Annotated in this window: 16 protein-coding genes and 4 pseudogenes; 12 read left to right on the top strand and 8 right to left on the bottom strand. The window is 58.2% G+C overall.

Annotation, left to right across the window (positions count from 1 at the left end; all coding sequences use genetic code 11):
• Positions 1-499 precede the first annotated feature (499 nt).
• From LJ656_RS33465 to LJ656_RS33475, 3 genes and pseudogenes are all read left to right on the top strand, one after another.
• Positions 500-1,669: an acyltransferase family protein gene (locus LJ656_RS33465; RefSeq protein WP_268998879.1), complete on the top strand. Its 1,170-nt coding sequence runs from the start codon at positions 500-502 to the stop codon at positions 1,667-1,669.
• Positions 1,670-1,852: 183 nt separating this feature from the next.
• A pseudogene (locus LJ656_RS33470) lies at positions 1,853-2,020 on the top strand (IS110 family transposase); the annotation flags it as partial.
• A gap of 213 nt (positions 2,021-2,233) precedes the next feature.
• Positions 2,234-2,641: pseudogene (locus LJ656_RS33475) on the top strand (IS110 family transposase); the annotation flags it as partial.
• A 1,036-nt stretch (positions 2,642-3,677) separates the two neighbouring features.
• Here LJ656_RS33475 and LJ656_RS33490 read toward each other — a convergent pair.
• On the bottom strand, positions 3,678-4,481 hold the full coding sequence (locus tag LJ656_RS33490; protein WP_230513730.1) for an H-NS histone family protein: 804 nt from the start codon (positions 4,479-4,481) through the stop codon (positions 3,678-3,680).
• Positions 4,482-5,490: 1,009 nt separating this feature from the next.
• On the opposite strand from LJ656_RS33490, the pseudogene LJ656_RS33495 reads away from it, so the two are divergent.
• Positions 5,491-5,736 (top strand): annotated as a pseudogene (locus LJ656_RS33495) (IS3 family transposase); the annotation flags it as partial.
• Positions 5,737-6,097: 361 nt separating this feature from the next.
• On the opposite strand, the gene LJ656_RS33500 reads toward LJ656_RS33495, so the two are convergent.
• On the bottom strand, positions 6,098-7,459 hold the full coding sequence (locus LJ656_RS33500; RefSeq protein WP_230513731.1) for a replication initiation protein: 1,362 nt from the start codon (positions 7,457-7,459) through the stop codon (positions 6,098-6,100).
• A gap of 1,436 nt (positions 7,460-8,895) precedes the next feature.
• Here LJ656_RS33500 and LJ656_RS33505 point away from each other — a divergent pair.
• From LJ656_RS33505 to LJ656_RS33530, 6 genes are all read left to right on the top strand, one after another.
• Positions 8,896-10,104, top strand: a complete 1,209-nt coding sequence (locus tag LJ656_RS33505; protein WP_230513732.1) for a ParA family protein — start codon at positions 8,896-8,898, stop codon at positions 10,102-10,104.
• Positions 10,101-11,084 (top strand): ParB/RepB/Spo0J family partition protein, encoded by a 984-nt coding sequence (locus tag LJ656_RS33510; RefSeq protein ID WP_230513733.1) that lies wholly within the window; start codon positions 10,101-10,103, stop codon positions 11,082-11,084. Before LJ656_RS33505 ends, LJ656_RS33510 begins: the two co-directional genes overlap by 4 nt.
• A 2,284-nt stretch (positions 11,085-13,368) precedes the next feature.
• Complete coding sequence (locus LJ656_RS33515; RefSeq protein ID WP_230513734.1) at positions 13,369-13,596, top strand: integrase core domain-containing protein; 228 nt, start codon at positions 13,369-13,371, stop codon at positions 13,594-13,596.
• Positions 13,597-15,446: 1,850 nt separating this feature from the next.
• Positions 15,447-15,845 carry an HU family DNA-binding protein gene (locus LJ656_RS34930; RefSeq protein WP_329958924.1) on the top strand — a complete coding sequence of 133 codons (399 nt, stop codon included), beginning with the start codon at positions 15,447-15,449 and terminating at the stop codon, positions 15,843-15,845.
• A 306-nt stretch (positions 15,846-16,151) separates the two neighbouring features.
• Entirely contained in the window at positions 16,152-17,336 is a 1,185-nt protein-coding gene (locus LJ656_RS33525) for a PDDEXK nuclease domain-containing protein (RefSeq protein WP_230513736.1), read from the top strand.
• Positions 17,337-18,211: 875 nt separating this feature from the next.
• Positions 18,212-18,478: a hypothetical protein gene (locus LJ656_RS33530; RefSeq protein WP_230513737.1), complete on the top strand. Its 267-nt coding sequence runs from the start codon at positions 18,212-18,214 to the stop codon at positions 18,476-18,478.
• An 851-nt stretch (positions 18,479-19,329) separates the two neighbouring features.
• Here LJ656_RS33530 and LJ656_RS33535 read toward each other — a convergent pair.
• From LJ656_RS33535 to LJ656_RS33555, 5 genes are all read right to left on the bottom strand, one after another.
• Positions 19,330-20,310 (bottom strand): AAA family ATPase, encoded by a 981-nt coding sequence (locus LJ656_RS33535; RefSeq protein WP_230513738.1) that lies wholly within the window; start codon positions 20,308-20,310, stop codon positions 19,330-19,332.
• A 313-nt stretch (positions 20,311-20,623) separates the two neighbouring features.
• Positions 20,624-20,824, bottom strand: a complete 201-nt coding sequence (locus tag LJ656_RS33540) for a hypothetical protein (protein ID WP_230513739.1) — start codon at positions 20,822-20,824, stop codon at positions 20,624-20,626.
• 181 nt (positions 20,825-21,005) lie between these two features.
• Entirely contained in the window at positions 21,006-21,953 is a 948-nt protein-coding gene (locus LJ656_RS33545; RefSeq protein WP_230513740.1) for a hypothetical protein, read from the bottom strand.
• Between the two features lie 20 nt (positions 21,954-21,973).
• Positions 21,974-22,345, bottom strand: a complete 372-nt coding sequence (locus LJ656_RS33550) for a hypothetical protein (RefSeq protein WP_230513741.1) — start codon at positions 22,343-22,345, stop codon at positions 21,974-21,976.
• On the bottom strand, positions 22,345-22,977 hold the full coding sequence (locus LJ656_RS33555) for a hypothetical protein (RefSeq protein ID WP_230513742.1): 633 nt from the start codon (positions 22,975-22,977) through the stop codon (positions 22,345-22,347). The genes LJ656_RS33550 and LJ656_RS33555 overlap by 1 nt, the downstream gene beginning before the upstream one ends.
• Before the next feature lie 173 nt (positions 22,978-23,150).
• On the opposite strand from LJ656_RS33555, the gene LJ656_RS33560 reads away from it, so the two are divergent.
• Positions 23,151-23,657 (top strand): DDE-type integrase/transposase/recombinase, encoded by a 507-nt coding sequence (locus tag LJ656_RS33560; protein ID WP_425606068.1) that lies wholly within the window; start codon positions 23,151-23,153, stop codon positions 23,655-23,657.
• Here the strand turns inward: LJ656_RS33560 and LJ656_RS33565 are convergent.
• Positions 23,545-24,892 (bottom strand): annotated as a pseudogene (locus LJ656_RS33565) (IS30 family transposase). The gene LJ656_RS33560 and the pseudogene LJ656_RS33565 sit on opposite strands and share 113 nt — an antisense overlap.
• Positions 24,893-25,078: 186 nt before the next feature.
• Here LJ656_RS33565 and LJ656_RS35200 point away from each other — a divergent pair.
• A complete protein-coding gene (locus LJ656_RS35200) occupies positions 25,079-25,384 on the top strand; it encodes an IS3 family transposase (protein ID WP_425606069.1) in 306 nt (101 codons plus the stop codon).
• The last annotated feature ends 49 nt before the right edge of the window (positions 25,385-25,433 follow it).

The following is a 25,433-nucleotide window of genomic DNA, read 5'->3' on the forward strand; positions in this document are numbered from 1 at the left end:
CGCACGGCTTCCAGCTTGAACTCGAGCGTGTACTGCGCTCGCTTTGCCTTGCTTGTCATCAATGTTTTCTCCTTGCGTGAGTTTACCGCTCAGCAAGAGATTCGTTTTTCGGGGGCAAGCTCAATCCGGGCCTACGATGGGACCGCAGGAATTCGATCCCCGCTCGTGAAACGCATTATAACCCCCAACTTTCCTCCATTAGATCATCAGTTCGCGTGGCGCTACGACTCCAGACCGCTTACTGTCGCATCGCATCATGATTTTTCAGAGTACGGTAAGGTGAGACACACTGAATCAGCGCACATTCGAGTAAAACGAATCGCATGCGGGACCTGAGCGGAGTACTTGCCGTCGCCATACAGCACATATCTCGGTTGCTGCACCATGCTAGGCGACATGTGGGATTCGCGATTCCTCACCGATAGGTTCTACCGACCTCGATCATCTTAAATAGTGATCGATCTGAAAGATCAACCTTCTCCCGGAGCTGCTCAGCCCGATGACTAACCACAATCAGAAGTTTGAAATTCTAGATGGGCTGCGAGGCATTGCCGCAATAAGCGTTATGCTCATGCATTTCTTGCAGGATCTGTCAATCCCAATGCTACAGAGTGCATATCTCTCTGTGGACATATTTTTTATAATAAGCGGATTCATTCTCACACACTCGTATGGCGAAAAGTTGAGTAAAGAATCATGGAAAGTCGAATATTTGAAACGGAGATTGATACGTCTATATCCGATGGTATTTATTGGACTTACGATCGGAGTTGTGAGTTTAATCGTAATGAAAATTAACGAAAACACCACGTTATCGTTAGGGAATTTGGCATCGGCATCAGGTCAAAATTATCTTCTCATCCCCTACCTCGGCCATTTTTCAGTGGCGGGCTTCGTCGACACCGTCAATCAGAATCTCCCTACAAACAACGACCCGGGCCTATTCCCATTGAATCCGCCGGTCTGGTCGTTATTTTTTGAAATGTTTGCCAGTGTTATCTTAATTGCGGCAATCAGGCTTGGGGAGCAGCAGCTATTAAGAATGGCATACGCATGCCTTATTGCATTTGTGATTTACGGAATCCTGATAAATATCAACGACCATAAAATGGCTATGAATTTCAATCAAGGCTGGTCCGCAGATAATTTCATTGGTGGTTTTTTTAGGGTTGGCTATGGTTTCTCTCTCGGGGTTATTATTCGAAAGATGTATGACACCAAAATTCCAGCTAAGCCGCATTGGTTCCTTGTTAGATTCATTAAAAATGATAAAATACTGTTTCTCGCTTTTTTATTGATTGTCGCGTTCCCGACATCAATTAAGGGGACGTACTCGCTAGCGGTTTTGTTATTCATGGCTCCCGCACTTGTCTACCGGGGTGCCATGCTTAATCCGAGCGAAAAAATTATTGCGAAAATCTGCTCGTTCCTAGGCTGGCTCTCGTATCCACTTTATTGCGTGCATTTTCCGATAGGGCGCTTGGTATTTGCATATATACCGCATAGCGATCTTCATATCGTCAGAACAGCAATGTTCGCCGCATGCCTTTCGATTGCGACCGCCGCGCTGCTGGCAAAATTCGTCGAAGAGCCTATAAGAGCGCACCTCAATAAACGTTTGTTCAGAAAACACCAAGCCGCACCCGGTCGTCCTGTCAATGCCGCTTGAGTTAGTTGATCATCAACGCGTGTGGTAACCTGCTGGGGCACTGTCAACTTGCGAAAGTGAAGCGGCATGACAGCGCGTGTGACGAAAATCAGAAAGCAGTCGACAGAGTAATGAGATGGCCACCCCCGCCCCCCCACGAGCGGGTTACGCTCGCGGAGTATTTCCTCACGCGGAGAAGCCATCATGCAAGAAGTCACGCTGGTTGCGATTGATCTGGGCAAGCATTCTTTTCACCTTCACGGATACGATCGGCACGGTAAAGCCGTGTTTCTCAGGAAGGTGAGCCGCAAGCAACTGGTCGAGCTCTTCATCACTTTGCAACCGTGCAGCGTAGTCATGGAAGCCTGTGCCTGCGTATTTCGGCGAACGTGACAGCGATTTCGGTTGAAGGTGAACGGGCGACCGGGTTGCCGGAATGCTCGGAATATCGGTTAGCGACCGGGATGGAATGGACACCGCCCTCCCTCCGGGGAAGTGGGCACGCTGGAGGGCCCCTAGGACCGAACGGCATCAGTGTGCCAAGGTGGAGTTGCGACTCAACCACTTGAGGAACGGAGGCCCCAGATGGATGCTACGACATATGGACTCGACATTGCAAAGCGGGTGTTCCAGCTGTACTGGGTGGACGCCCAGACCGGCGAGGTCGCAAATCGGCGGTTCGGACGCGACGACCTGATTGCGTTCCTAGCGAAGCGACCCGCGGGTCGAATCGCCCTCGAGGCGTGCGGAAGTGCTCACTGGTGGGCGCGTAAGCTCCGGGCGCTAGGTCACGAAGTTGTGCTATTGCATGCCCAATTCAATCGACCTTTCGTGCAAACGAACAAGTCCGACGCGGCGGACGCCCGGGCCATCTGGACGGCAGTGCAGCAACCCGACATGTGCACTGCTGCCAAGACAGAAGATCAGCAAGTGATGCTGAGCCTTCACCGTATGCGCTCGTTGCTCGTAAAATTCCGGACGATGCAGATAAACCTACCGGTTCGAAGCCGATCGTTGCGCACGTGAGACCCTGCGTCTCACCATCTTCTATCCATCGGCAGCTGCGGCGCGCTTCTCTTCTGGGCCCAACACATCCAGTCAGCCTTGCTCTGGCGGCTGCATCTGGCCGCGCAGTCGTCCGAGACGCTTTTCTTCATGGTGCGGCCACTCGCTACCCTTCAGGATGCGTCGGCGGCGCTGCTGCGCCTGGCTATCAAGCCTTCAGCTGACGGTCTGACGGTCGATATCGTGAAGCGGCGCGGGCCGTCCGCGGCAGATCCGCTCTCGATCCCGTTGCGACTGACGCCGGTTCCCCTTTCCCGGCATAGTCGGGTTTCCCGTCGCTCGCGCACTCCCGTCGCCTCGCGGAGTCTGTCCTGATGCGGTCATATGAATCTGTGGAGCCCATCGGTTCCCATCGGATTTTTACTCCGGAAACCAGATGTGCCGCAGCGCGAGCTTCACGATATTTTCATCACTCATCTTTTTTCGCTGTTGACGTGGTCGGAACTACACTGGATACGAATAGCGCGTCCCAGTGGGAACCCTCGCCGCATGCGGGCGATGCGCGGCAGCGCACACAACCACGATATCTGCAAACGGCAATCGGGTTTCTCAAGGGCTAACCCGTTACACTGTCTTTGGAGCCCGCTCCTTTAGCACCTGAGTAGGCTGAAGGCCCCGATGGACACGTCGCTCTAACGAAAAGATATGGAAATGCGCATCAGTTACGAACACAGCCTTGCTTCGTCTCCAGACCACTTCATCGTTCAGGTCCCATCCCAGCTCGTGAGCGATATTCCTGCGAACGTCCGCGCGCATTGCTGCCCGAGTACATCGCCAACCTCATCATCGAGCGCTCGTCGACAATCGGAATTCGCAACCTCCGGATTCTGTAGTCCTCGAGGCCCGGCATTCCCGTTGCGATCCTTCCATCACATCGCTCACACGCTGGCCATGCCAAAGAGACCTCGGTCAGTGCATTGACGGTTTAGGGCTGCCAAGACCTGCTTGCAGCCCGTCCTCATACTTATGCTTCGGCAGACGTACTCACGACCTCGGACGCCGCTTGCGGTGAAACGCCTTCGACCTGAGCTACCGACTTCGCGGCGCTTTTCGCGGCACGGGGCTTGCGCAATACAGGTGGCTTTGCCCTTGCAATACCAACAGTCCTGCGGCTGTTTTTTTTCGCGGGTGCAGCGGCTTTTTTTACAGGAATTTTCCTGGTCACCGGTTTCGCTGTTGTCGACCTCTTGCCGGCCGGCTTTCTTGCAACCGTGTTGCCGGAGGGGACTGCTTTGCCTGCGCTCGTCTTCGGAGTGCCGGCCGGCTTCGCGGTTGTCGCGGTCAGGAACTTTGTCCGATCCTTTGCGCTGGCGATCCACCCCGGTGCCCGACCACGACCGCTCCACGTCGCGCCCGTTTTGGGATCCTGATACATCGGAGCCTGCGTCGCTTGGCCAGTCTTCCCGGTTTTCGGCGCTTTATTTGCAGCCGCGGTCGAGTTCTCTGTCGTCCCCGCAATCAGGAACCTGCTGCGGTCTCTCGCCTTAGCTATCCACGCGGGAGCCCGACCGTGCCCAGTCCAGGTCGCGCCCGACTTTGGGTCGACGTATTTCGCAGCCGATGCTCGCGGCTTTGCCGACGAACTGGCGCCAGGTTTGCGACCGCGACGCTTGGCCACCGACGCTTCAATATCAGCAACGGTCAGGGCGTGCTGATCCATGAGGCCCCGGATTTGCGCAATCACTTTGGCAGAGGCTTGAGTGGCTACCGCGGCCGCCTGGGCCTCGAGCTTTTTGATTTTTTCCTGAATGGATTCCAGCGTTGCCATAGGTTGCTTTCCTTTGCATTAGATGATGAGCCGCACTATGCCATATCATTCGGCGAATACAACACCCGGAACGAAACCGGAAGAAAGTTAATACGCTGGGGGCGCCCGGCACATCGCTGTTGCAGATATGGATACTCAAATAGTGCGGCTGCGCATGCGAAGGAGTCCGGGTCGTGGGTTGAACAGATTCGCAAGCGCCGGCCACCAAACGTGGTGACCGTTGCGTTGACCGACGCTCCGGGCCAAGGTGCGACGTGTTCCCCGGAAAGGCGGCAAACCGGGCGGCATATTCGTGGAGTTACATCTCGACGCGTCGGATCCTGAGAGCGAATCGCGACTTGAAATACTTGTGGGCTGTCTGAATGTCGAGTTCGCAGGCCGCTTGGCGAAGGCGAATAGCGTTGCGAGAGCAACCAGCCGCGTCGTTGAGCCATCCGTAGATCCGCGCCGGCACTATCTCGTTGAGCAGCAACGGAGACTCAACAGGCCGGTCCCCCTTTCTCGCCTCTCAACACCTCCGCACTTGTCCGGCTCCGTAGGCTCGAACCGTGGCACTGCGAGGCCTCCTGCTGTCGCTCCCGACGATCAATCTGCGCTGGAACATTGGCTGTCTAATTATGGGAACCCAACGACGAGGAACAGGTACCAAAACGAGGTAGAGCGTTTGCTGCTGTGGGCGATTATCGCGAAGGGAAAGCCACTGTCGAGCATTGATGTCACCGATGCAGACGAGTACATCAACCAGTTTGTCGTGGATCCTCAACCGCGCTCGGTCTGGGTAATGAAGGGGCGGCGCTCGCGCGAGGAACCGACTTGGCGTCCCTTCCGTGGACCCCTCTCATACGAGAGCCGCCGGAAAGCATTTGCAACACTGAGGAAGTGCATCGACGATCTGGTCTCAGATCAATACCTTGTAGAGAACCCGTTCGAAACCGTTAAGGTTTGTTGATTTGCGCGGAAGCCTGACCCGCGGGATTACGGACAATCCTGGACTACCTAGAGGTAGTCCGTGTACTCATACCAAGACCGCATTCGAGCAGTTCAGCTTTATCTGCAGTTGGGCAAGCGCATCAGGGCGACCATCAGGCACACGGGTTACCCGACAAAGAATGCGCCGAAGGCATGGCATCGCGAATACCAACGGTCTCATGATTTGCGAACCGGCCATGTCCGTGCCGCACGAAGGTTTTCAACTGAACAGAAACAGACTGGCGGCGATCATTTTCTGAGCCATGACCGATGTTCTGCTGCGACCTGAAGGCTTGACACCCTGAAACAAACCTATCCGTTGCTGGACCTGTTAGCGCAACTGGAAGCGGTTTTTAACGCTGTGATTGGGAAGTTCGACGGGAAGAAGAAATTGCCGGTACCTCCCCGAGCAGGAATGCAGCGGCGCTTGTACGGAGGGAGCGAAGTCTGGACGATTCGAACATATTGGAGGCGTGTCAGGTCTCGCCGCCCGATTCCCGGGAATTAGTTCGCGTTGACGACATCCTTGTCGAACATCTTCGACACGTGCCGGAGTTCGCGTCTTCTACCAGAGCCTCGAATTCGCCACGTGAAGAAAACGGCATAGAAGCATTTGCAACAATCTCTGTAATTCGCACAGCTTAAATCTAGTCGACAACGACTGGGCGACGAGACACTCGCGCGGCCCGTGCTTTCGGCAATCGCTTTGCGGCGACGAAGGATCCGAATGCGCTGTACACCTTGGGATCCGTGAGCTGCGTGAGCAAATCCATGGGATCGGTCTTGATCATTTTTGCAATCAGTATCGCTCCGGGGCTGGTCGCGAATTCTGCAGCTATGCTAGCTTGTTCTTCTGGGACGAGCGCGTTGTAGTGCTCCCATCCCAGTGACACTTCTTTCTGTTTTTTGTCTGCGTCCGCAGCGCTCACCTCGGCTTCTCGAGTGAATGCGTCCTGTCGCGCTACCTGCTGGGCTGACTCGAGTGCCAAGGCCTGCTGATGGATGTCCTTGTCAATCGTACCCAATAGATAATCCTCGCGTAGCGCCTTCATGAAATAGCCGCCAGCGCGCACCTTAACCTTCCCTCGGGCAGCCATGTGGCGAGTATATTCGATGGCCTGCTTGATCCGGTCATCGGTGTATGTCGACCGATTGGCGATGATCTCATTGAACTCAGCCCTGTTAAGCGCGAACTCCGTGCGCAGTGTGTCGTACAGCGATTTCAGAACGATGAGCGCCGTTTTCTGTTCATCGCCGTGTCGCTGTCCTTGCAACCGGAAGCGTAACTGGCCGATGCGCTTGGACCCTGGAACGTTTTGCGTGAGCATGTCGATACGGATGCCTGTAACTTCGAGGATTTCCGTCATCGCGACCTCAAGCACCTTGCTGCGGAAGTGTTTGAAAAGATCGTAGGTCTTGGTCTCACAACCCATCAAGGCTCGCATTGCAGTGACCTCGAACCATGGCGTGATTCCGTCCTCCATGTAAGGCTGAAGTCGGTCGTAGAGAACTTTCGAGTGAATCGACTTGAATACGTATCTCAGACTGAGAAAGTGCGATGCACTCGGATTTTTAATGGCGCGTTGCAGCCGCTCCGCCAATTCAAAGGTGAACTCACCGTCGTCGACGAATGCTGGCCCCATTAACGGAACTGAACCCCAGCGTTCTTTGGTGGGATCGGCGACGTCGATTTCAGTCAATTCGATCGCAGCCTTTTGGGCTTCGCGTATCAGCTTGGTCAGATGTCGTCTGTTTTCGCTCGTGGTGCACATTAACCATTTAAAGAGCCCGAAGTCGACGCGATATTCCTTGCGGATCTCTGGATCATCGGCGACGAGAAAGTATGCAACGTCGACCAGCCGGCGAGCCGCGAGGCTGAGGTCGACGATTTTGACGAACGCGTTGCTTCGTCGAAAACCGAGATCATGCGGGGCGGCAACAATGCTTTCGCCTCTAGCGGTGTAGTCTTCAAACAAAGCCAGAGCCAGTTGATGCGCCGCAGTATCCATACCCTCTCCAAGTCGTCTGGGCGGGAGAGTGACCTGGTAAGGTCGAAATGTCAAAACATTTTCGGTGACTTTGCCTCGCTGATACCGTCTTATCATTCGCCCAATAGGTGTACGGGTGGATGCCCGGGCGTAGGCCTGGATGGCATGAGGGCTCCTCAATGCCGGCGATAGCACAATTTTGGTGACCTTTTGCATTCGGGGGGTTCTTGAGGTTTTGCGTGAATTGAGGTTTCCGCATGTCGACGGTGCGACCTCTCGCGATGGTTTGGTAGTTAGTGTCTTTATGAAAACAAAACATACAAACCAAGCAGATGCCTGGGCTAAAGGAATCAAGTAGTTAGCGCGGCAAAGTCACTCATAAGCCCCGGATGGGTACTGAAATTGTGAGGCAAGGTCACTGTGCACGACTGATACGTCACCGAATTTGTGGTCGGTGCTGATCCGCGGTATCCGAAGGTCACCAAAATTGTTCCGAAGGTCACTGAAATTGTGGAGATGGGCTGACAGCCCGGCTGGACGGCGTGAGCGGGGAGTTGGTCTCGGGAAAGGTCACAAAAATTGTAGGATCGTCGTCCTGTTGGCGCTGCAAGGCCGGGGAACGTGTCGAGCATTCCGATGCTTAGGCACATCAAGAAGGAAAAGGTCACCAAATTTGTGGCGCTCCGCCCGTCCGAACGTTAATACGGTCAGGCAAAGTCACCAAAATTGTGGGATCGGCGGTCGTTTTGAACGGGCCAAGGTCACCGAAATTGTATCCTTCGGGTGAAGGAATGAGCCTGCGCGGTTCCGGTGTGTTAGCGGATGACGGCGCGTTGGTAGCCTCATCCGTGTAGGGACGGGCGCAAAAGCGTGCTAACCGATTGATGCTATTAAAGAAAATTCGCCCGCGGCGCCGCCTTCGGACAAGAGCAGTGCCTTTCTGCAAGGTCACCGAGATTGTAATGAGGTTAATCGGAGGCGGACCAAAGTCACCAAAATTGTGGGGTTGAACGCTCCGGCGCTGTGGGGACCTCTCGCCGTATGCGCAACTCGGGCCAAACCTAGTGACTTTGGCCCGTCGGCGGCCTTAAAAAGCCAACAATTTTGGTGACCTTTGGCCCGGTACCCGATAAGGCAACAATTTTTGTGACTTTGCCTATTGGCAGAAGTACCGGAAGCCATTCGCGCCCCGTTTCCTTGCGCCTTTCCCTGCAAGAACCGACTCGGCGGCCCAACGTGCGCGGCGCCGTTTGGCGCGAAGCTCGCCCTGAGGGTTTAGAAGCCTGTGGCGGGCACAGCGATTCCGCTGATGGTTTGGCCTCCACCCAGCGTCCCGAGGCCTTCTTAAGGCCTTCTAACGCGCCGATTTTTCGCCCGGAATTTAAAGTAAAAGATGAAGTTTTGCGTCCCATCGCTTATTCTACGCAACATCACAAATTTCGAGGGGATCGTTGAATATGCTAGTGAAGAGTGAATTTCCGGAACTGAACAGGACGGTGACTCTTGACGGAGTGGAGGAGCTGTCCAAGAAGCTCGACCAGCTCACGCGCGATTTACGCAAGGACATTTTGACGCCCAATCCGCGCAAACATGCGCCGACCTTTACATCGACGCAGCTTGCTGAGATGTGCGGTATCGACCGTGCGCGACTTCACTACTTGGCGACCCGCGAAGGCAGCACGCTTCCCGTCGGCGAGGTTCAGGGCAATGGCCGTAGCCGCAATTTCAGTCTAGCCGAGGTCCGCGCATGGGTTCAGCAAGTAGCTCCCATTAAGCGGTCGCCGTTGATCGAGAAAGGCGAGGCAGAGGGGCGGATCGTCGTCACGTCGAACTTCAAGGGGGGCAGTTGCAAGACCACCACGACGATGTGTATTGCGCAAGGGCTCAGCCTACGAGGTCGCCGGGTGCTGTTGGTCGACTTGGATCCGCAGGCGTCGCTGACTGAGTTGTGCGGCCTGTATGCGGAAAAAATGTTGGGCGAGGATGACACGGTCCTGCCTTTCATCTACCAACCGAACGAAGCTAGGCTCGAGGACGTCGTGCAGCCGACCTACTGGGACGGGATCGACGTGATTCCCGCTCACCCTACGCTTTTCGCAGCCGAGTTCTGGATCCCCTCGCAAGTGAAGACCGTGAAGGGGTATAAGTTTTGGTCCATTCTTCGTGATGGCTTGGCGCCGCTGCGCGGCAAGTACGACTACATCATTCTCGACACCGCACCGTCGCTGTCGTACCTGACGATCAACGGACTTATGGCCGCCGACAGCATGGTGATGCCGCTCGTCCCGGAAAGTTTGGATTTCATCAGTTCCGTTTCTTTCTGGAGCCTGTTCAATGACATGACGCCGGCGTTCAGAGAAGGCGGCGACAGTGACAAGAAGTTTGACTTTGTCAGTGTCCTTCTTTCGCGCGTTGACAATAGCTCGACCTCCTCTGCGCCGATCGTTCGCAGCTGGGTGCAAGCGGCCTACGGTCACTGGATGAGCCAGACCGAAGTGCCGGCAAGTTCGGTGATGAGCACGGGCGCTGTGGGGTTATCGACAGTGTTTGACGTATCGAAATGGGAGGGCGGCAACAAGACGCTTGCCCGGATACGCGAGCCGCTGGAAGAATACTGCCGCTGGATGGACGACTTCTACGCCAACAAGTGGGGGACCGCAGAATGAACATGCGCGAGCGCCTCAAGGCAAACACACAGAATCTGGTGCCGGCGGCCGAGCGACAAGTCGTAGAGCCGGCAGCGGACAATCGCCCGAAGACGGGCATTGGCTTGATGACTAAGCTTAGTCAGGCTGAACAACGAATTGCTGAACTGGAAGCGCAAGGGGCTCAGAGCGTCTTACCTGTCAGCAAGATTCGGCCGAACCCGTGGCAACCGCGGACAAGGTTCGCTGAGGCCAAACTTCGTGAGCTCGCGGAAAGCATCAAGGAAGTAGGCTTGATGCAGCCAGTTCTGGTCCGGCGTATCACGTTGCAAGTCGGCGAAGAGTATTTCGAACTGATCGCCGGCGAGCGTCGTTGGCGCGCGCACCAGCTGCTGAAACGGGACGACATCAAGGCGATTGTCGTCGAGGTCAGCGACGCGGACATGGCCGTCATGGCGCTGACCGAAAATATCAGCCGGGAAGATTTGACCGACTACGAGATCGGGAAGGCGATGCGACGTGCTGAGAAGGAGTTTCCGGACCGGAAGAAAATGGCTGAAGAGATGGGCTTGAGTCGGAGCTCGCTTTATCGCTACATGGCGTTCGAGAATCTTCCCCCGTTCATGCTCGAAGATCTGGAACGTAGTCCAGCGCTTTTTAGCGGTAACGCCGCTAGCGACACCAACACGGTGTTGAAAAAGTTTGGTCCGCCGGCGCATGAGGTCGCTGGTGAGCTTTGGAAGCAGCTCGTCAGCGGTAGCGTTGAACAAAGCAAGTTCGCGAAACTTCTTGAGGGCTCGATGCTACGGCGCGGAACCGTGCCGGCGACCACGAACCGGGATATCCATAAGGTATATGCGGGTAAGGCTCACGCGGGCAGCATAACGAAAGACTCGGTCAGCTTCACGGTCAAGTTGAAGAGCGCCATCCTCACCGAAGCCCAGGAGGAACGGATTCGGTCGGTGATCAACGAGCTTTTTGGGGATATTCCGCGATCGTAGTCAGAGGTCGTGGCTTCGAAGCCCCTCTCCGGAGGGGCTTTTTTTTTTGCGTGTTCCTAGTAGGAACAGGACATGTGACGGGTGTCGACGATGCGAGCCCTTCACCGCGATTTCGCAGTCGTGCGCCATGCGCGACATAGGGCACATGCGTTGTTGTCGCGTGCGCGGTTACTAGTAATGGGGTTTTTTAGCGGGTGAAGCGGACTGCTTGGACGGCGCGGCACTGTTTGATGCTCGCAGGAACCAGGCTAACGATCCGTAGCGCGCAGCGTTCACGTGACCGCGGTGCCTGCGGCCCCAACTCTTCCACTGGACGCTGGGCGCGCCATCCGCTGCTGCCGTGTCTCCGTATTTCGCATAGGAGGGCCCATGCTACGACGAATCGGCCAACGGCGGCCTATTTGGATCGTTGTTGTGTTAGGGCCGTGCGGCTGCAGCTTGGGTTTCGCCTTGCGGGTGTTCCTACTAGGAACTCCTTCAGGTCACGGCGCGCTAAACCGGCCGCGCGACACCCACTAGTCGGGCTGCAGTCCGAAATGATGGCCGCGCGCAGTGTCTCACGCGCGTGCCCCGGCTTCGGCGCAGGCCGGTGCCACTGAAGGCCCGTGTTCCTAGTAGGAACACTGAACGCTGCGACAATCGATGGCCGCCAACCGCTGCGCCACGCCGGGCCGCAGGTGGAGGAGCGCACGGGATAAACGACGCACAACGGACACATATGCACGAAGGCTCACTGTGCTTCATTGCATGCCGCTGCCGGCGCGTGTTCCTAGTAGAACAGTGGACCGTCCTGCGATCGAGCACGCCGCCCGGCAGCGTGACGCGAGGCTGGTAGTTTCGAAGCGCGCCTCGTGCACGCGCCACAGTGAATTCACGTAGGCGTACCGTGCTTCGTCGCTGGGCGTCGCCATTGACGGCGGATGCTTCTGGTCGAAACCCTGAGGACTCGACCGGTCGGGCACAGCCGACCCGCAGCGACTCACGGCCTTGCGTCGCGCTGCGCGCAGTGCCCACGAAGAACGACATCTCAAGCGGGGCCCCTTTGACTCACACGCCGCCGCGGCTGCCGGCGCGGGTTCCGAGTAGGAACATGGAAACCTCGTCCACTCAAGCACGCCCGACCGGCAGGGCGAGGGAGAACGAAAACATAAGAACGAATACGCCGCACAAGGAAACTGCACGTCCCCTGTGAGACGGCCGCGTGCCGCGGACACTAAGGAACAGTTACCCGGACGTATCACCGGTTTAAGCGCGCTCTTTCCGGCTGAGGGGCCATGCCGGCGCGCGCATATTGCACTGTCCGAGTTCCCATGATCAAGTGACACTCGATCGCTAAAACCGCGAGACTGGACGACGGCTGCCTAACGCAAGTGCGAAGAGGATATCGGTGCTCGCACGGCAAGGTTGCGGCCCGGCAGTACCTAGCAAACGCCGAAGTCCCATCGGCGTTTGATGCGCCTCGTGAGGCAGCGTCGGATGATTTCCCGCGATAATTGTCGCTCCTTCGTCCAGCACTGAGTGCTTGATAAGGACGTGAGAGTATCGCTGCGGAAAGTCGCTGCTTTCAGTTGGTGAAATCTCCGGCCCCGACCCGAATCGCGCCGAGAGACTGCAAACACGAACGCAATTGCCGCGATCCTATGGGCGCAATAGACGCTGGGGTGTAGGCGGGTTTTCGTTCCTGTTTTGATGGGTGTCCCGTTGGCCCTGATGTGTGCCTTGCGTTCGCTTGGTCTCTTTCCACAGCAGCTGACTGCGCCTCGCCAACTCACGCAACTCGCACGGCTGCACGGTTGGTCCCTCTTGCAAGCACGTCCCGTTAGGGCCACCCACCCCATCGCTACGGCTCCCTTCGCAGAAGCCATCCCGCCGCCAGCAACATGATCAGTTAAGTCCAGGGAGAGCGAGACCATTTGTGGATCGGTTGATAGGCGCCGGACTTTGATGCAGACGCGTGGATGGTACGGGTAATCACCGAAGGTTTGCGCAGTTGCACCTTGTTGCCGTCGCAAGAGGCTACGATGTTCCGGGGAAAACCAACCGCGGCAGGCGCGCATATTCGCTCGCATCAGGAGCGGGACCTGAGAATACCTTTGCCTTCGAAAACAGCGAGCGAGACGGGTAGCCGCAAGTTCCGAGCGCAAGAGCGGCCAATGCAAAGCGCTCAAATGAGGGCCGCCAGGCTTACAGTTGCTGGTCCCGTGAAGAGACGTTTCGTGCATCAAACGGACCACGACGCGGCATGGGCTCGCCCACCGCGCCGGGATAACTCGTCGAGTTGGCCGTGCGGCTGATCGGGTTGGGAATTGACGTGAGCTACCGCCGCGCTTACCACTTGCAGATCAATGGCAAGGATGAACGGTCGCATCGCTCGCTGAACGCCGACGTCTTGCTGCAGCACGCGTTGACCAACAATGCACGCGTGGAGCGGGAACTGGAGCGTTGGCGTCATGTGCGCAACAACGAGCGACGGCACGAAACGTTGGGCATGGCTGCGCTCCTCACGCGTTAATAGACCTCGCCCCCCCCGCCTGCCGCCGACACTGCCCGAGTCGGAGTGCGCCGCCGCGGAGGATATCCTCAAGGTCAATTCGAATGACCTCGTGTGTTTCCTGGGCCACCAGCTGCGCCTGCCGATTGCATTCAAGCGGTTATGAATGGCCGCCACGCCGAGGAGATGCCAAGACCACCTGATCAGTCAGGTTCTACAATCATTGCGATGCCCGACTTGACCCCGAGCAAGCCGAAACCTTAACCATGACCTGTGAACGATGTCCTCGTACCTAGACAATCACGAACAGCGGCTCGCCATTTGATGGGCGTTGAACATTCAATGGTCAGCTCTAGTTCGACCTTCCACCATGCTGATGTATAGAATCAGTTCTTCTAATCTCGGAGCCTCGAAGCAGACCCCCGATCCGGATCCTGAACGATGGGTAACTGCCGGATAACGGTTCGACAGAATGCTTCGGATATCTAATCATTGCCGCTTTCTCAGCATGGCCGGTCGCCGCGTTCGCAAACCAAGCGGTTGCACGTCGCAACGGCGCGTGAAACACTCGGAGAAATTTTAGACATCGCGGGAAAGCACGTCAGGCAGGGCTTTGCGGCCATTATGAACATTTGTTTCACGAGAGTTTCGCAGCGACGCGGAAAAAATGGCGGCACTTCGTCGGCGGAATGAGCAGCTTGTTGATGCTGAGGTCATGCTGTAGTGATCATTACGTGATTTGTAGCGGAAGTGATTGCGTGTCGACGCGCTGTCTTCGCTGGAGCGATCGTGTCGAAACTGAAGCCGGCCGACCATGGTCTCGACAAGGAGCCGATTTCCACCTGCCGCATTCGTCCGCGATCGATTGCTCGGGGCGCTGTACCGGTGAGCATAAGCGCTGGTTTTTCTGCACAGCCTGCTGCCCGTCAGTCGAAAAGTTCGCCGCTTCGTCACGGGGCGTGAAGACGTTGGCGCGTAGGGAAGAACCGAGGGCAGCGTCAATGTGCTAAATCCCGACCCGCTCACGAGAAAAAGAAGGCATCGAATGGATCGAGGGATTGGCGCACCCGTCCGCGCTGGAGACGCGCTGCGAGAGACCCCCTCGCAGCGTGCCGCGAACTGACCGGCGGGCGGACAAGTGCCCTCACTGCACCTCGCGATCTGATGGATCGCCGCATTGGCCGGCTGCCCCAATCGACGTCATGATCCACCATCGGTGCCACGCATCTTGCAAGTTCCCTTCGTCTTGCACGCATTTACCGAAAGGTTTTACATCTTCTGTCCACCCCCCGTAACTTGGACGACAACTCAGCCCTTCAAACGAGTGGCTCGCGCGAACTCGGCAGGCTCCTTGAGGGACGAAAGTGCGGCGTGCGCTGTGCTCGATGTGCTTACGAACGACCCCAATGAGTGCCTCGCTGCACTATGCGATGTAAGACTCCGACGATGAAATTCCGGCGCCATAGCTTGCGCTGGATGCTCGGATGCCTAGCATGTCGTGTAGGAACGGCTTCGGCCGGTCACGCAGCTCGAGAGGGCGTCTTCTTCATCACTAGACCGGACTGCAAGGCGGCGAGCGCTCAGTAAAACTCGACGCGTGCGAACCGGCTCAACTGGCAAAAGTGAAGGGGCGGGTAGTTGGGGCTATCCGACCCTTCGTTTCTGGACCTCGTGTCCGAGGAGCCGGCGACTCCACCGGTTTGCCGCCCGAGGTAGCCAGCTGTGAGGCCGGCGGCGGACACAAGGGCGCCACCGGAGGGCGTCGCGCTGAGTGCGCTCGTTTCCCCCGAGACTCACGTCGCTGGCTGGGTCCTTTCGCTGTAAGATTCGACGAACCACGCCCGTGGGCGGAAGCGGCCGCACGCCCGGACGTGTGGGACGTTCCGGCGGCCGGATGCGCCCACCGTCGCCAAGGCGCGACGGCGATTGCGCGCACACATGCCGATCGGGTAGGGTGGGAACCTCACTCCACCACCGTCGCAGAAAAGACAATGAACAAACAGGAACTGATCGATGTCGTCGCGGCGAAGACGGGCTCCACGAAGACCGAGACCGCCGAAACGCTCGATGCGCTGATCGGCACCATCACGGCAACCGTGAGGAAGGGCGATACCGTGCAACTGATCGGGTTCGGGGCGTTTTCGACAAGGGCGCGGGCTGCGCGCGTTGGCCGGAACCCTGTGACCGGTGCCGAAATCCAGATTTCCGCGGCAAAGACGGTGAAGTTCACCGCAGGCAAGGCGTTTAAGGACGCCGTTAACGGCGCCTGAAACGGATCATCCGGTCGGACAGTGTTGACCAGGACGGTTGTCGCGAGCGAGCATCCGCGAACTTGTGACTGCTCCGGTTGCCGGTTGCGGCGATTTCTCTACGCGGTGTCTCCGCTTAGATCTCGCGATCGCAGCCTCGGAGCCCTGCGACACGTCCATAACCGGTATTCCCAGGGGCGCCGGCGAGGCGCTACGGTGCCGGGTTGATCTCGCAATTGGGGCCCAAACATGAACCCGTCGACGTGGCGGCCGCCGACAGCGGCTAAAGAGCGTCGACCGGGCACTAGACTATGTGTTGGAAGAGTCATGACGCAAGACTGGATCGAGCCGTTTGTGTACGCAGATCTTCAGCAGGACATCGCGGACGTCGTTGCGGCGACACGAGCGGCTGCGGCGCGCAATGTCAACGCGATAATGACCGCGAGCTACTGGGCGATCGGGCGGCGCATTGTCGAGTTTGAGCAGGGCGGAGCAGAGCGCGCCACCTACGGCGAGGCGTTGATTCGACGGCTGGGTACCGATCTTTCGGGGAGGTTCGGCCGAGGTTTCGGCGGCCGCAACCTCGCCCAGATGCGAGCTTTCTATCTGGCGTGGCCCGTCGACCAGATTGTGCAGACACTGTCTGCACAATCGACTGACGCTTTAATGGTGCAGACGCTGTCTGCACTGTCCGCAGGGCAATCGATTTCCAGTCTGGCTGCGAAGAACGGACTCGAGTTCAGCGCCATCGCACGGGCGTTTCCGCTGCCGTGGTCCGCCTATGTTCGCCTCCTCTCCGTGAAAACCGCTGAAGCTCGGACCTTTTACCAAACAGAGGCTCTGCGCGAAGGCTGGTCCGTGCGGCAGCTCGACCGTCAGATCGGCAGCCAGCTCTATGAACGGCTCGCGCTGTCACGGAACAAGACCGCCCTTCTCCGAAAGGCAGCCGATGCCGGGCCGGGAAGGATGCTGACACCTGAGGAGGCGATCCGCGATCCGTTTGTCCTCGAGTTTCTTGATCTCAAAGACGAGTATTCGGAGTCGGACCTTGAGGCCGCGCTGATCGAGCGCCTGACGGACTTCCTGCTCGAACTCGGCGACGACTTCGCGTTTGTCGGCCGGCAGCGGCGGCTGAGAATCGACGACACCTGGTTTCGCGTCGACCTGGTCTTCTTCCATCGGCGCTTGCGATGCCTGGTGATCATCGACCTGAAGGTGGGCAAGTTCAGCTATGCGGATGCCGGCCAGATGCACCTCTATCTGAATTACGCGCGCGAGCACTGGGTCAAGCCTGACGAAAATCCGCCGGTCGGGCTGATATTGTGTGCCGAGAAAGGTGCGGCCGAGGCGCGCTATGCACTCGACAACCTGCCGAACAAGATTCTTGCGGCCGAATACCAGACGGTGTTGCCCGATGAAACTTTGATCGTTGCCGAACTCGAGCGGACTCGCGCCGAACTCGAACAGCGTCGCTCGGTCGCAGGTCCCGGGACCCGCTCAACAGGAGACTGATGAAGGGTCATCCACGGGTTCACCTGTCGGCTGATGCACCAAGATTTGCGAGTCAACAGGAAGAAGATCGCTCGCACGCCTCCCCTTGGGCTGCAAGAGTATGAAAGTTGTGGCTTTCATACCCTTCGTTTCTGGACACTTTGCCCCGGCCGGTCACGCAACTAAATCTGTTACAAGTTGCCAACTAATTTGGTTACTACCGACGGACTGGTCACGGCGTGCGCGGTTTGGCGTCCAGTGCGCCGGACCCATTCCGAACTCACGTGCAGTGACGATTTCTGGTTGCCGGGCCGCCCATCGCGTTGCAACATCGGACGAAACCCGAGCACAACTTTAGTTGACCGGGCGGCAGCCAGTAGAGACAACTTTGGTCGAAACGGAGTTGGCCCCTCGGCCTTGAGCGACAAGGGTCGCCGGGAAATTTTGCGCAACAGCGGTAACAACTTTGGTCGTGCGAGCGATTTGCCAAAAGAAGGGGGCCTGGTTGTCGCTATCCGTCCCTTCGTTTCCGGGTACTCTGTCCCATAACCTGTGACTTCACCGGTTCTGCGCGAGGTATCCGGCTGTGCGGCGGCGGCGGCCACGAGGCGACACGTGTGAGCCCCCAGCGGAGTGCGCGTGTTTTTCGGGAGACCGGCGTCGCTGGCAGGGCCCTGTCGCGCAAGCTCTGTCGCACCCTGGCCGCGGGCGGAAGCGCAGCACGCCTAGACGTGTGCGACGCTCCGGCGGCCGGAAGCGCCCACCGTCGCCAAGGCGCGACGGCGATTGCGCGCACACATGCCGAAACCCAGCGACGTGGAAATCGCGGTTCGGGATTCCAAGGGTAACGCTGTGCGCTATCAGCCCAGACGGGTCCGCGTGGCCGGATCGGGCGCATGAATGTAGCGTTTCCGGCCCTAGTTCTGTTCATCGTCGTTCTTCCCGGCTTCCTCTTCCGGCAATTCTTCCACCGAAACGAAGTTCGCACCTTTTATCACACTCCGTTCAGCGCGGTGGTTCTCAAAGCGCTGCTGGGTGCTGCGCTATTTAATGCCGCCGGCGCTGTCGTCGCCGTGCCGGCGGATACGAGATTGAACTGGGCGATGTTGTTCGGCTTCTCGTCGGCGGACCATCTTCCCTCAAGGACTTGGACGGTCGCCTAATCTGGCTCAATGTGCACCCCATCGCCGGCGCGAGCTATTTCGTGCTCACGAACGGTCTCGCGCTCATCGCTGCTTTCCTGTGGCGCGGCGCTGTGCAGTGCAACTAACTGTCATTGGCCGCAAGCCCTTCCACTAGCTTCGCCACAAACGGTTTGTCAAAAGAGAGGGTGGATTGTTACTCCGCGGATGGCACCGAACCGGGGCGATTTCTGTTAGCCATGCCCGGGGTATCAGCGCCTAGTCGTAGAAGCACTCGCTCCTGGATCGCGAGCCGGTCCTGCCGTCGCATCGCCTGCATGGTCGAACGGACAGGGAGGAGCCCATAGCAGAAATGTGAACGACACCAGACGCAGCGGAATGGCGCTTCGATGACGCTAATGTTGATAATGAACGGACTCTCCCGGTGACATTGCGGACATCGCGTCCGGAGTCTTTGCCGATGGGCCGCGCAACGAGGTTCCTCCGCGAGCTGATGCAGCACACTATGGTAGCCGTGAGCGGCGCACTGCCGGCAATACCTGAACGCCGTGTGATACCGATCACCCGAGGTCCTGTCGAGCAACGATATGCACAGCGAGTTTGATGGTAGGCGCAACAGTCGCCGAAGTTTATTGAAATCGATCGCGCTTCGTAGTGGGACCACTCCTTCAAGTGGATCAGCGTCGGGGCACAACAGGCGCATCAGCACATCACCTGGCAGTGCGTTTGCGCAGGCAAATTTCCACAGAATCGAGACGAGGGATTCGCCCGGCATGAGCCAATCAGGATTGAACCCGCAGCGTGGCCGCCCGCCTTGCTGCCATTCGTCAACTGTCAGAATAGGGGGGCGCACTGCCTCGAGCACTTCGCAGCTAGGCGGTTGCGAGCACGCGTCCGGTTGCATGGCGGGACTGAATATAGCCGCAATGATGAACAGCGTGGGTCCACAATGCTGGCTCAGGGCAGTAACCCGGCGCATCTGTGATCTCGCTTTCCTTGAGGAAAGTCTCGACGGCGCGGACAAACGACTCCATCGGCAGATCGAGGTTGCCGGGCAAGCTCGCCTTGTGATGCGCAGCCTTGAACGTCTGCCACAACTGGCGCGCGTCGCTTACCAGGCGATAGCCGGCGTCAAGCGCCTCGGGTATGTAAAAGCGTGTGAAGCTCCAGGGCGTGCGCTCCGGGTAGGCGGTCTGATCGTAACCGTTCAGGCACGTGGCGACGTCCTGGGCATTACGGATACCGTAGAACGCGAGTTCGTCGACCATGAGCCGAGCAACGATCTGCGTCTTGCCTGCGAGCTGCAAGGCGGTCTTTTGCGCGAGCAGTTCCTCCTGCCCGACGAGAAACGTGAAGAGCTTGATCTGCTGGCGGTCAAGCACATCATGCACGTCACGCAGCCACTCGTATTCATTTTCATTGAGCCTTTGGGCCTCGTCGAGGAACATGAGCACGGCGTTGCTTCCTGAGCGCGCGGCTGCCTCGCGAATGCGCAATGACAGGCGCGAACGTTTGGCCGAACTGGTGCCGGTGCTCGGTGGTGCATGGTCGCCCACCGCCTCCAGCAGAATCGCGAAGAAGGGGCCCTCCGCATGCCGCGGCTTGTGCTCGCACTGCGCATGGTAGGTGGTTATCTTCGGGTACTGACGCGCGAGAAGCAGCCGAACGTATTCAATGGCCCTCGTTTTACCAACCTGCGATGGCCCATAGATGAGCGCGCCCATGATGCGGTAGCGCAGGCAGCGCGTGACGAGCTCATAGAATGCCTCGATCGCTGGTGTTGCCAGACGATAGTTGCCGGTAACGAGTGGGTGCAGCGATGGGTCGACCGGACGGGGAATTTTAGGCGACATGACACACCTCCCAGCTTGAACAGCGGAGTTAAATCACGTGACCGGTACCAATCGAAAAAAAAAGCTTTCGCGGGCGAACCACGATGCGTGGCTTAAGTTCGTTGACCGTGGTCGCTTGCGCATCCACGCCTGATGGTGTGACCGGTGTGTCGGTATTTGTCCCGGGAGGGGGGGCGGACCGACGGGACTGCGAACAGTCGGCGCCGATCCGAGCAGGCGCGTCGCATGAGCGAGCTCCGTCGCAGCTTTGCGGGTTCTCTTCGCCTGCCTCATCTTCTCGTCGACGTAGGCTTCAATCGGGTTGGGAGCGAGGTCAGCGTTGCGTCGCCGCCCGCGCGCCCGATTGCCCGAGAATCTGCTGACGCAGCTTGAGGTTGTGTGGCACAACACGCCACGCGCCTTGCGCCTCGAGTACGCCGAGCTCCATGCCGTCAGCTAGGAAAGCGCGCACGGAGCGAAGGTCGACGGCGTTCATGTAGATCAGCAGATGCTGGCCGATGAGGTGCGCACTCATTGCAAGGACATGGTTTGTATAGCGTACGCCATACAGGTTGATGTGCGGACGCACCCCTGTTGCAGGTAGGCGCGCACGCGGCATTGCCGTGCCGACTGCATCAGGCAAAGCGTCCGACGCTGATGTTCGGCCAGCCAGACGAGCATCGTCTCGCGGCCCCGCACGAAGTATTCCATCGCCTCTAGCGGAGTCGCATTGTTGAGTCCCCGGTGCGGTGTGCCGTTGTAACCTGCGAAGGCGTACTCAACGAGTTCCGCCAGTTCATCGAGGGAGACGTAGAGACGCAGATCGCCTTTTGGATCCGAGAGCGCCCGGCGAAGGTCACGTATATGAGAACCGGTGTATCCCGGCAATCGTGAAGACAGCCGACTGGCAATCGTGCCGAAGAACCGTTCGATGTAGGGCCGCTCGTCCGGACTGTGGTTCGTCCGGCATCAGCGAGGCAGCCGACGAATTCGCACCACGCCGTCATCGTTTCGTCGGCGAGGTTGGCCTTCGCGTTGTCGAGCCTGATCCACTGCCAGGTCACGTAGCCCAGTTCAGGCATCTTCCCTGACGGAAAGCCGTCGTGCGGTCCATACGTGAGGCCTGGTATTGTGAACGTTCGCGGGCAGTGAGGCATCAGTGCATTCTCGATAGTCTTGATGACGTCGTAGCGGCCATATTCCCTCGCTAATGCAATATGAAATCCGATCACGGCACGCGTGCAAACGTCGATGATCACCAGCAGCCACACTCTTTCCATCTCGAATTCATCCGCGAAACCTAGCGGGTCGCGCACGACCACCTTGAGACGGACGTCCAGTCGGTGACCGTCGAACTCGACGACCAGATATGGCCGGACCGCTGCGGGAGCAACAGTGTCGTCAACGCGCGGCAGGCCTTTGAGATGCGTGGCGCCCGCAGAGCGCGCAGCCGAGCCGAAGTTTTGCAGCATCTCGGCCTTCGCCCGTCGCGAAAGCGAACGGATCGCACGGTCTGCCGTGTTCAGCGGGTAGTCCGCCGCTGTCAACCCGACTGACCGGCATTGGCGCAGAAAATTGTCGTGCAGCGATTCCAGACCACGCAGCCGCGTGCGCAGGTGCCCGTCACTATGGATCTGTTCAAGCCATACCTTGCGTTGCTTCACCTGTAGCAACAACCACCCTGTCAGCGTCGGCTAGCGTTCAAGCAACTGAGCGAGCGCACCAGCCGCACCGCGGCTGCCGTGCTCACCGCGCAACTGCACATCACGCACCGTGCGTAGTCTGCGATGCGCACGTAGTGGATGAGTGCCCGGAAGCCGAAGGGGCGGCCGTCAGCGTGAACTGTCTGGGCGCGCTCAAGCCCGCGGTACAACTGCCGGCGATTGAAGTTTGTCGATTTCTCAATGGCCCTGATCGGTTCGCCCGCGACGTAGCGCAGAATGGCCTGCCGCCGCGCCTGGAACATACGGCGGACCGGCTCTTCGAACTCGGTATTGGCGACAGTAGGCCATGCGTTCACATCAATCGCCTGCAACTCCGGCTTGCGGCGGCTCATTATGTCGCCTCCACAGCGGTGAAAGTAGTCAGCAGCGAGAAAGGTTGCGTTTGAATCTCCGGAGCGTTGACGCGACCCATGTGCATAAGGCCGAAGAGGGCAGCGCGAACGATCACCGGGTCGCTGGTCAGGAACTCGCGCTCGATATCGAGCAGTCGCCGTGGCTCCTGCACGAATTGCATGATGGCCGGCGGTAACGTTGTAGGCACGAGGCCCCGGTTCGCAACAAGGTACGGGAGGATGCGCTGCCAGTTGTCCGTCCACGCACGCGCCGCGGCGAGCTCAGCCGATGCAACAAACCGGACCTCCGCGGTGCAAGCGTCAATCTCGGCGCATGGCCCGTCTGGATTGGATGCCCAAAGCAGTTCGCTTAGTATCACTAACTCATCGCGATCAACGTAACGCACCCAGAAATCGGCGAGGTGACGGTCTTCGCTGATCAGCACGTAGCCCGGTCGCTCGCAGAAGGTGATCATCTTCGGGTTCGCCTCGAGCAGTAACCATTGTTCAAGCAACGCACGACGATAGAACATGACGCGGCGTGCGAGCTTGGGGCTGAAGGCTTCGAACCGGTGTGCGCCGCGTGGACGGCCAAGCGCGATCGGCCTGGTTACCTGAAGGGTATCCGCCATGAGGTCAGCCTCCTGCGAACGGGATTCGAAGCGTAGGAGGCGAGCTGACAAATTTAATACGGACATACGTGAGTTGACACTTTTATGCCGATTCGTAGGGCAATAAAAGTGTCAACATGCGCGCGTTCTGGCCCGCGGTTACTGGGAGAGACCGGTGACAGATTTATTACGTCCTGCGGCAGCTCGCGCGCGAAGGCGTACACGTGGGTCGCAAGCGGGTGGCACGTCTCATACGTAGGGCGGGTCTGTGCGGGGCCAGCCGGCGGCGCTGGCCGCGCACCACACGGCCACGCGCAGGCGCGCGGCGGGCGCCTGATCTGGTGCGCCGGCACTTCAGTGCCGAGGCGACAAATGTGCTGTGGGTCGCAGATGCGACCTATGTACCCACGGGCGAAGGATTTCTCTATCTGGCGATCGTGCTGGATGTGTTCAGCCGTCGCATCGTCGGCTGGGCGATGTCAAACCATCTGTATACCGAACTGATGTTGCGCGCGTTGGACATGGCGTTGCAGCAACGACGCCATGAAGGTGTGATTCGACATTCCGACCAAGGCTGCCAAGGCGGATTCAACCGGTCCTCGCAACACTGCATTGTTGAACAGATTTCAGGTAGTCGTCCAGGGCTTCCGCAGGCGTCTTCCATCCAAGAGTTTTTCGTGGCCTTGAGTTCAATGTGTTAGCAACGGCCTGGATCTCCCGGGCACTCCACCGGGACAAGTCTGTGCCTTTTGGAAAGTACTGTCGTAGAAGGCCGTTAGTGTTTTCATTCGTACCACGCTGCCACGGGCTTTGCGGGTCGGCGAAGAATACCTTCACGCCAGACTCGATTGTGAAGCGGGCGTGATCGGAAAGCTCCTTGCCACGATCCCATGTCAATGACCGCCATAATTCGGCAGGCAAGTCAGTCACAGTCTTCTTGAGTGCGTTAGCCATCGTGACGGCCCCGTAGCCGGCTAGTGCAGGCCCGTTCTTCGTCCGCGGAATCAAGCCGTAGCCTTTCTCTCGAGGTAAATGCACGAGCATCGTGAAACGGCTTGATCTTTCCACTAGTGTACCGATGGCGGATCGATTCAGGCCAATGAGGAGGTCGCCTTCCCAATGGCCCGGCACCGCACGATCTTCCGCTTCTGCAGGGCGACTGGAAATCATCACCTGCTCACTGACATGCGCCCACGCCTTGGCACGCGCTCTCGCTCGAGGAACGCGCAACGCGCGCCCAGTGCGCAGGCAGCCCACCAGCTCGCGCTTGAGTGCGCCGCGTCCTTGAATATAAAGCGCTTCATAAATGGCTTCGTGGGAAATGCGCATCGATTCGTCATCCGGGAAATCTACCCGCAACCGGTTGGCAATCTGTTCGGGTGACCAGCCATTGACCCAGGTTCGATCGCCGCGATGGGGCTTATTCCGACCCTTAAACGGTGCCTGTCGAGGCCCAGCAATTGCACGGCCATTAGCGTCATGAACTTTGCCTTCCAGGCGCTCCTGTACATATTGGCGCAGTCGTTCATTAGTTGTCAGCTTCGCCGGCTTCGGTCGTTTCGCGAATCGATCCGCCTTCCACTGCGCGACAGAGGCACGATACTCGAGATACCCACTGCGCGTTGCAGCATTGCGCGTGAGTTCTCGCGGAACGGTCGATGGACTGCGTTCGATACGCCGAGCGATTGCGCGCACTCCGAGGCCTTGGGCAGCGAGCAATGCTATCTCTTCCCGCTCGGGGAACGACAGGTATCGACCAGCGATAGGTTTGGACATGAATAGTGGCATGCCGCCACGATAGCGGAACCAGCGTGAGCCCACCGCCTGAGATGCGCCTACCCTGCGCTGCCTTCTCGCTTGTAATGCCAGTCGCAATCTGTTGCCAGAAGCGACGCTCGATATCGTTTCCAAGCGATGGCGCGCCTGGCGAGTACATCGCTGCTCGACCGGTCAACCGATACACCTGCTTTGCACTTCGCACCACGCAACACCTCCTCGATTAAAGGTGTTGCGAGGACCGGTTGAATCCGCCCAATATACATCCATTGCCTTTGGACGGCGCTGCCGCGAAGCAGGCTTACAGCCATCGATGGGCCCGGTCGGCGATGCTTACTACAACGCGATGTGCGAGTCGTTCTTCGGCACACTCGAAGCCGAACTGCTCTGTCGCGAACACTTCGCGACCCACGAACAGGCACGGCGGTGCCTCTGCTCGTTTCTGGAGAGCTGGTACAACATACGCCGCCTGCGTAGCAGCATCGGCTACCGTTCGCCGCTCGAGTTCGAAAATCTGCATGCGCAAGATCAAAGCTTATCGCCGCGCGGGTTGTCCACCGCCGGGCAGCGTCGTGGTCGTGACAGGCGACCCGCCGCCCGGCCGTGGACAACCCGCGATTCAACCTTATCAGGAGGTGCCGCACCGCATTAGACTCAACTGCAAATCTATCCGTCGAACCGGGTCAACTTCAGTCAACTTG

It is taken from the genome of Paraburkholderia sejongensis (assembly GCF_020880815.1).
GTDB classification, from domain to species: Bacteria; Pseudomonadota; Gammaproteobacteria; order Burkholderiales; family Burkholderiaceae; genus Paraburkholderia; species Paraburkholderia sejongensis.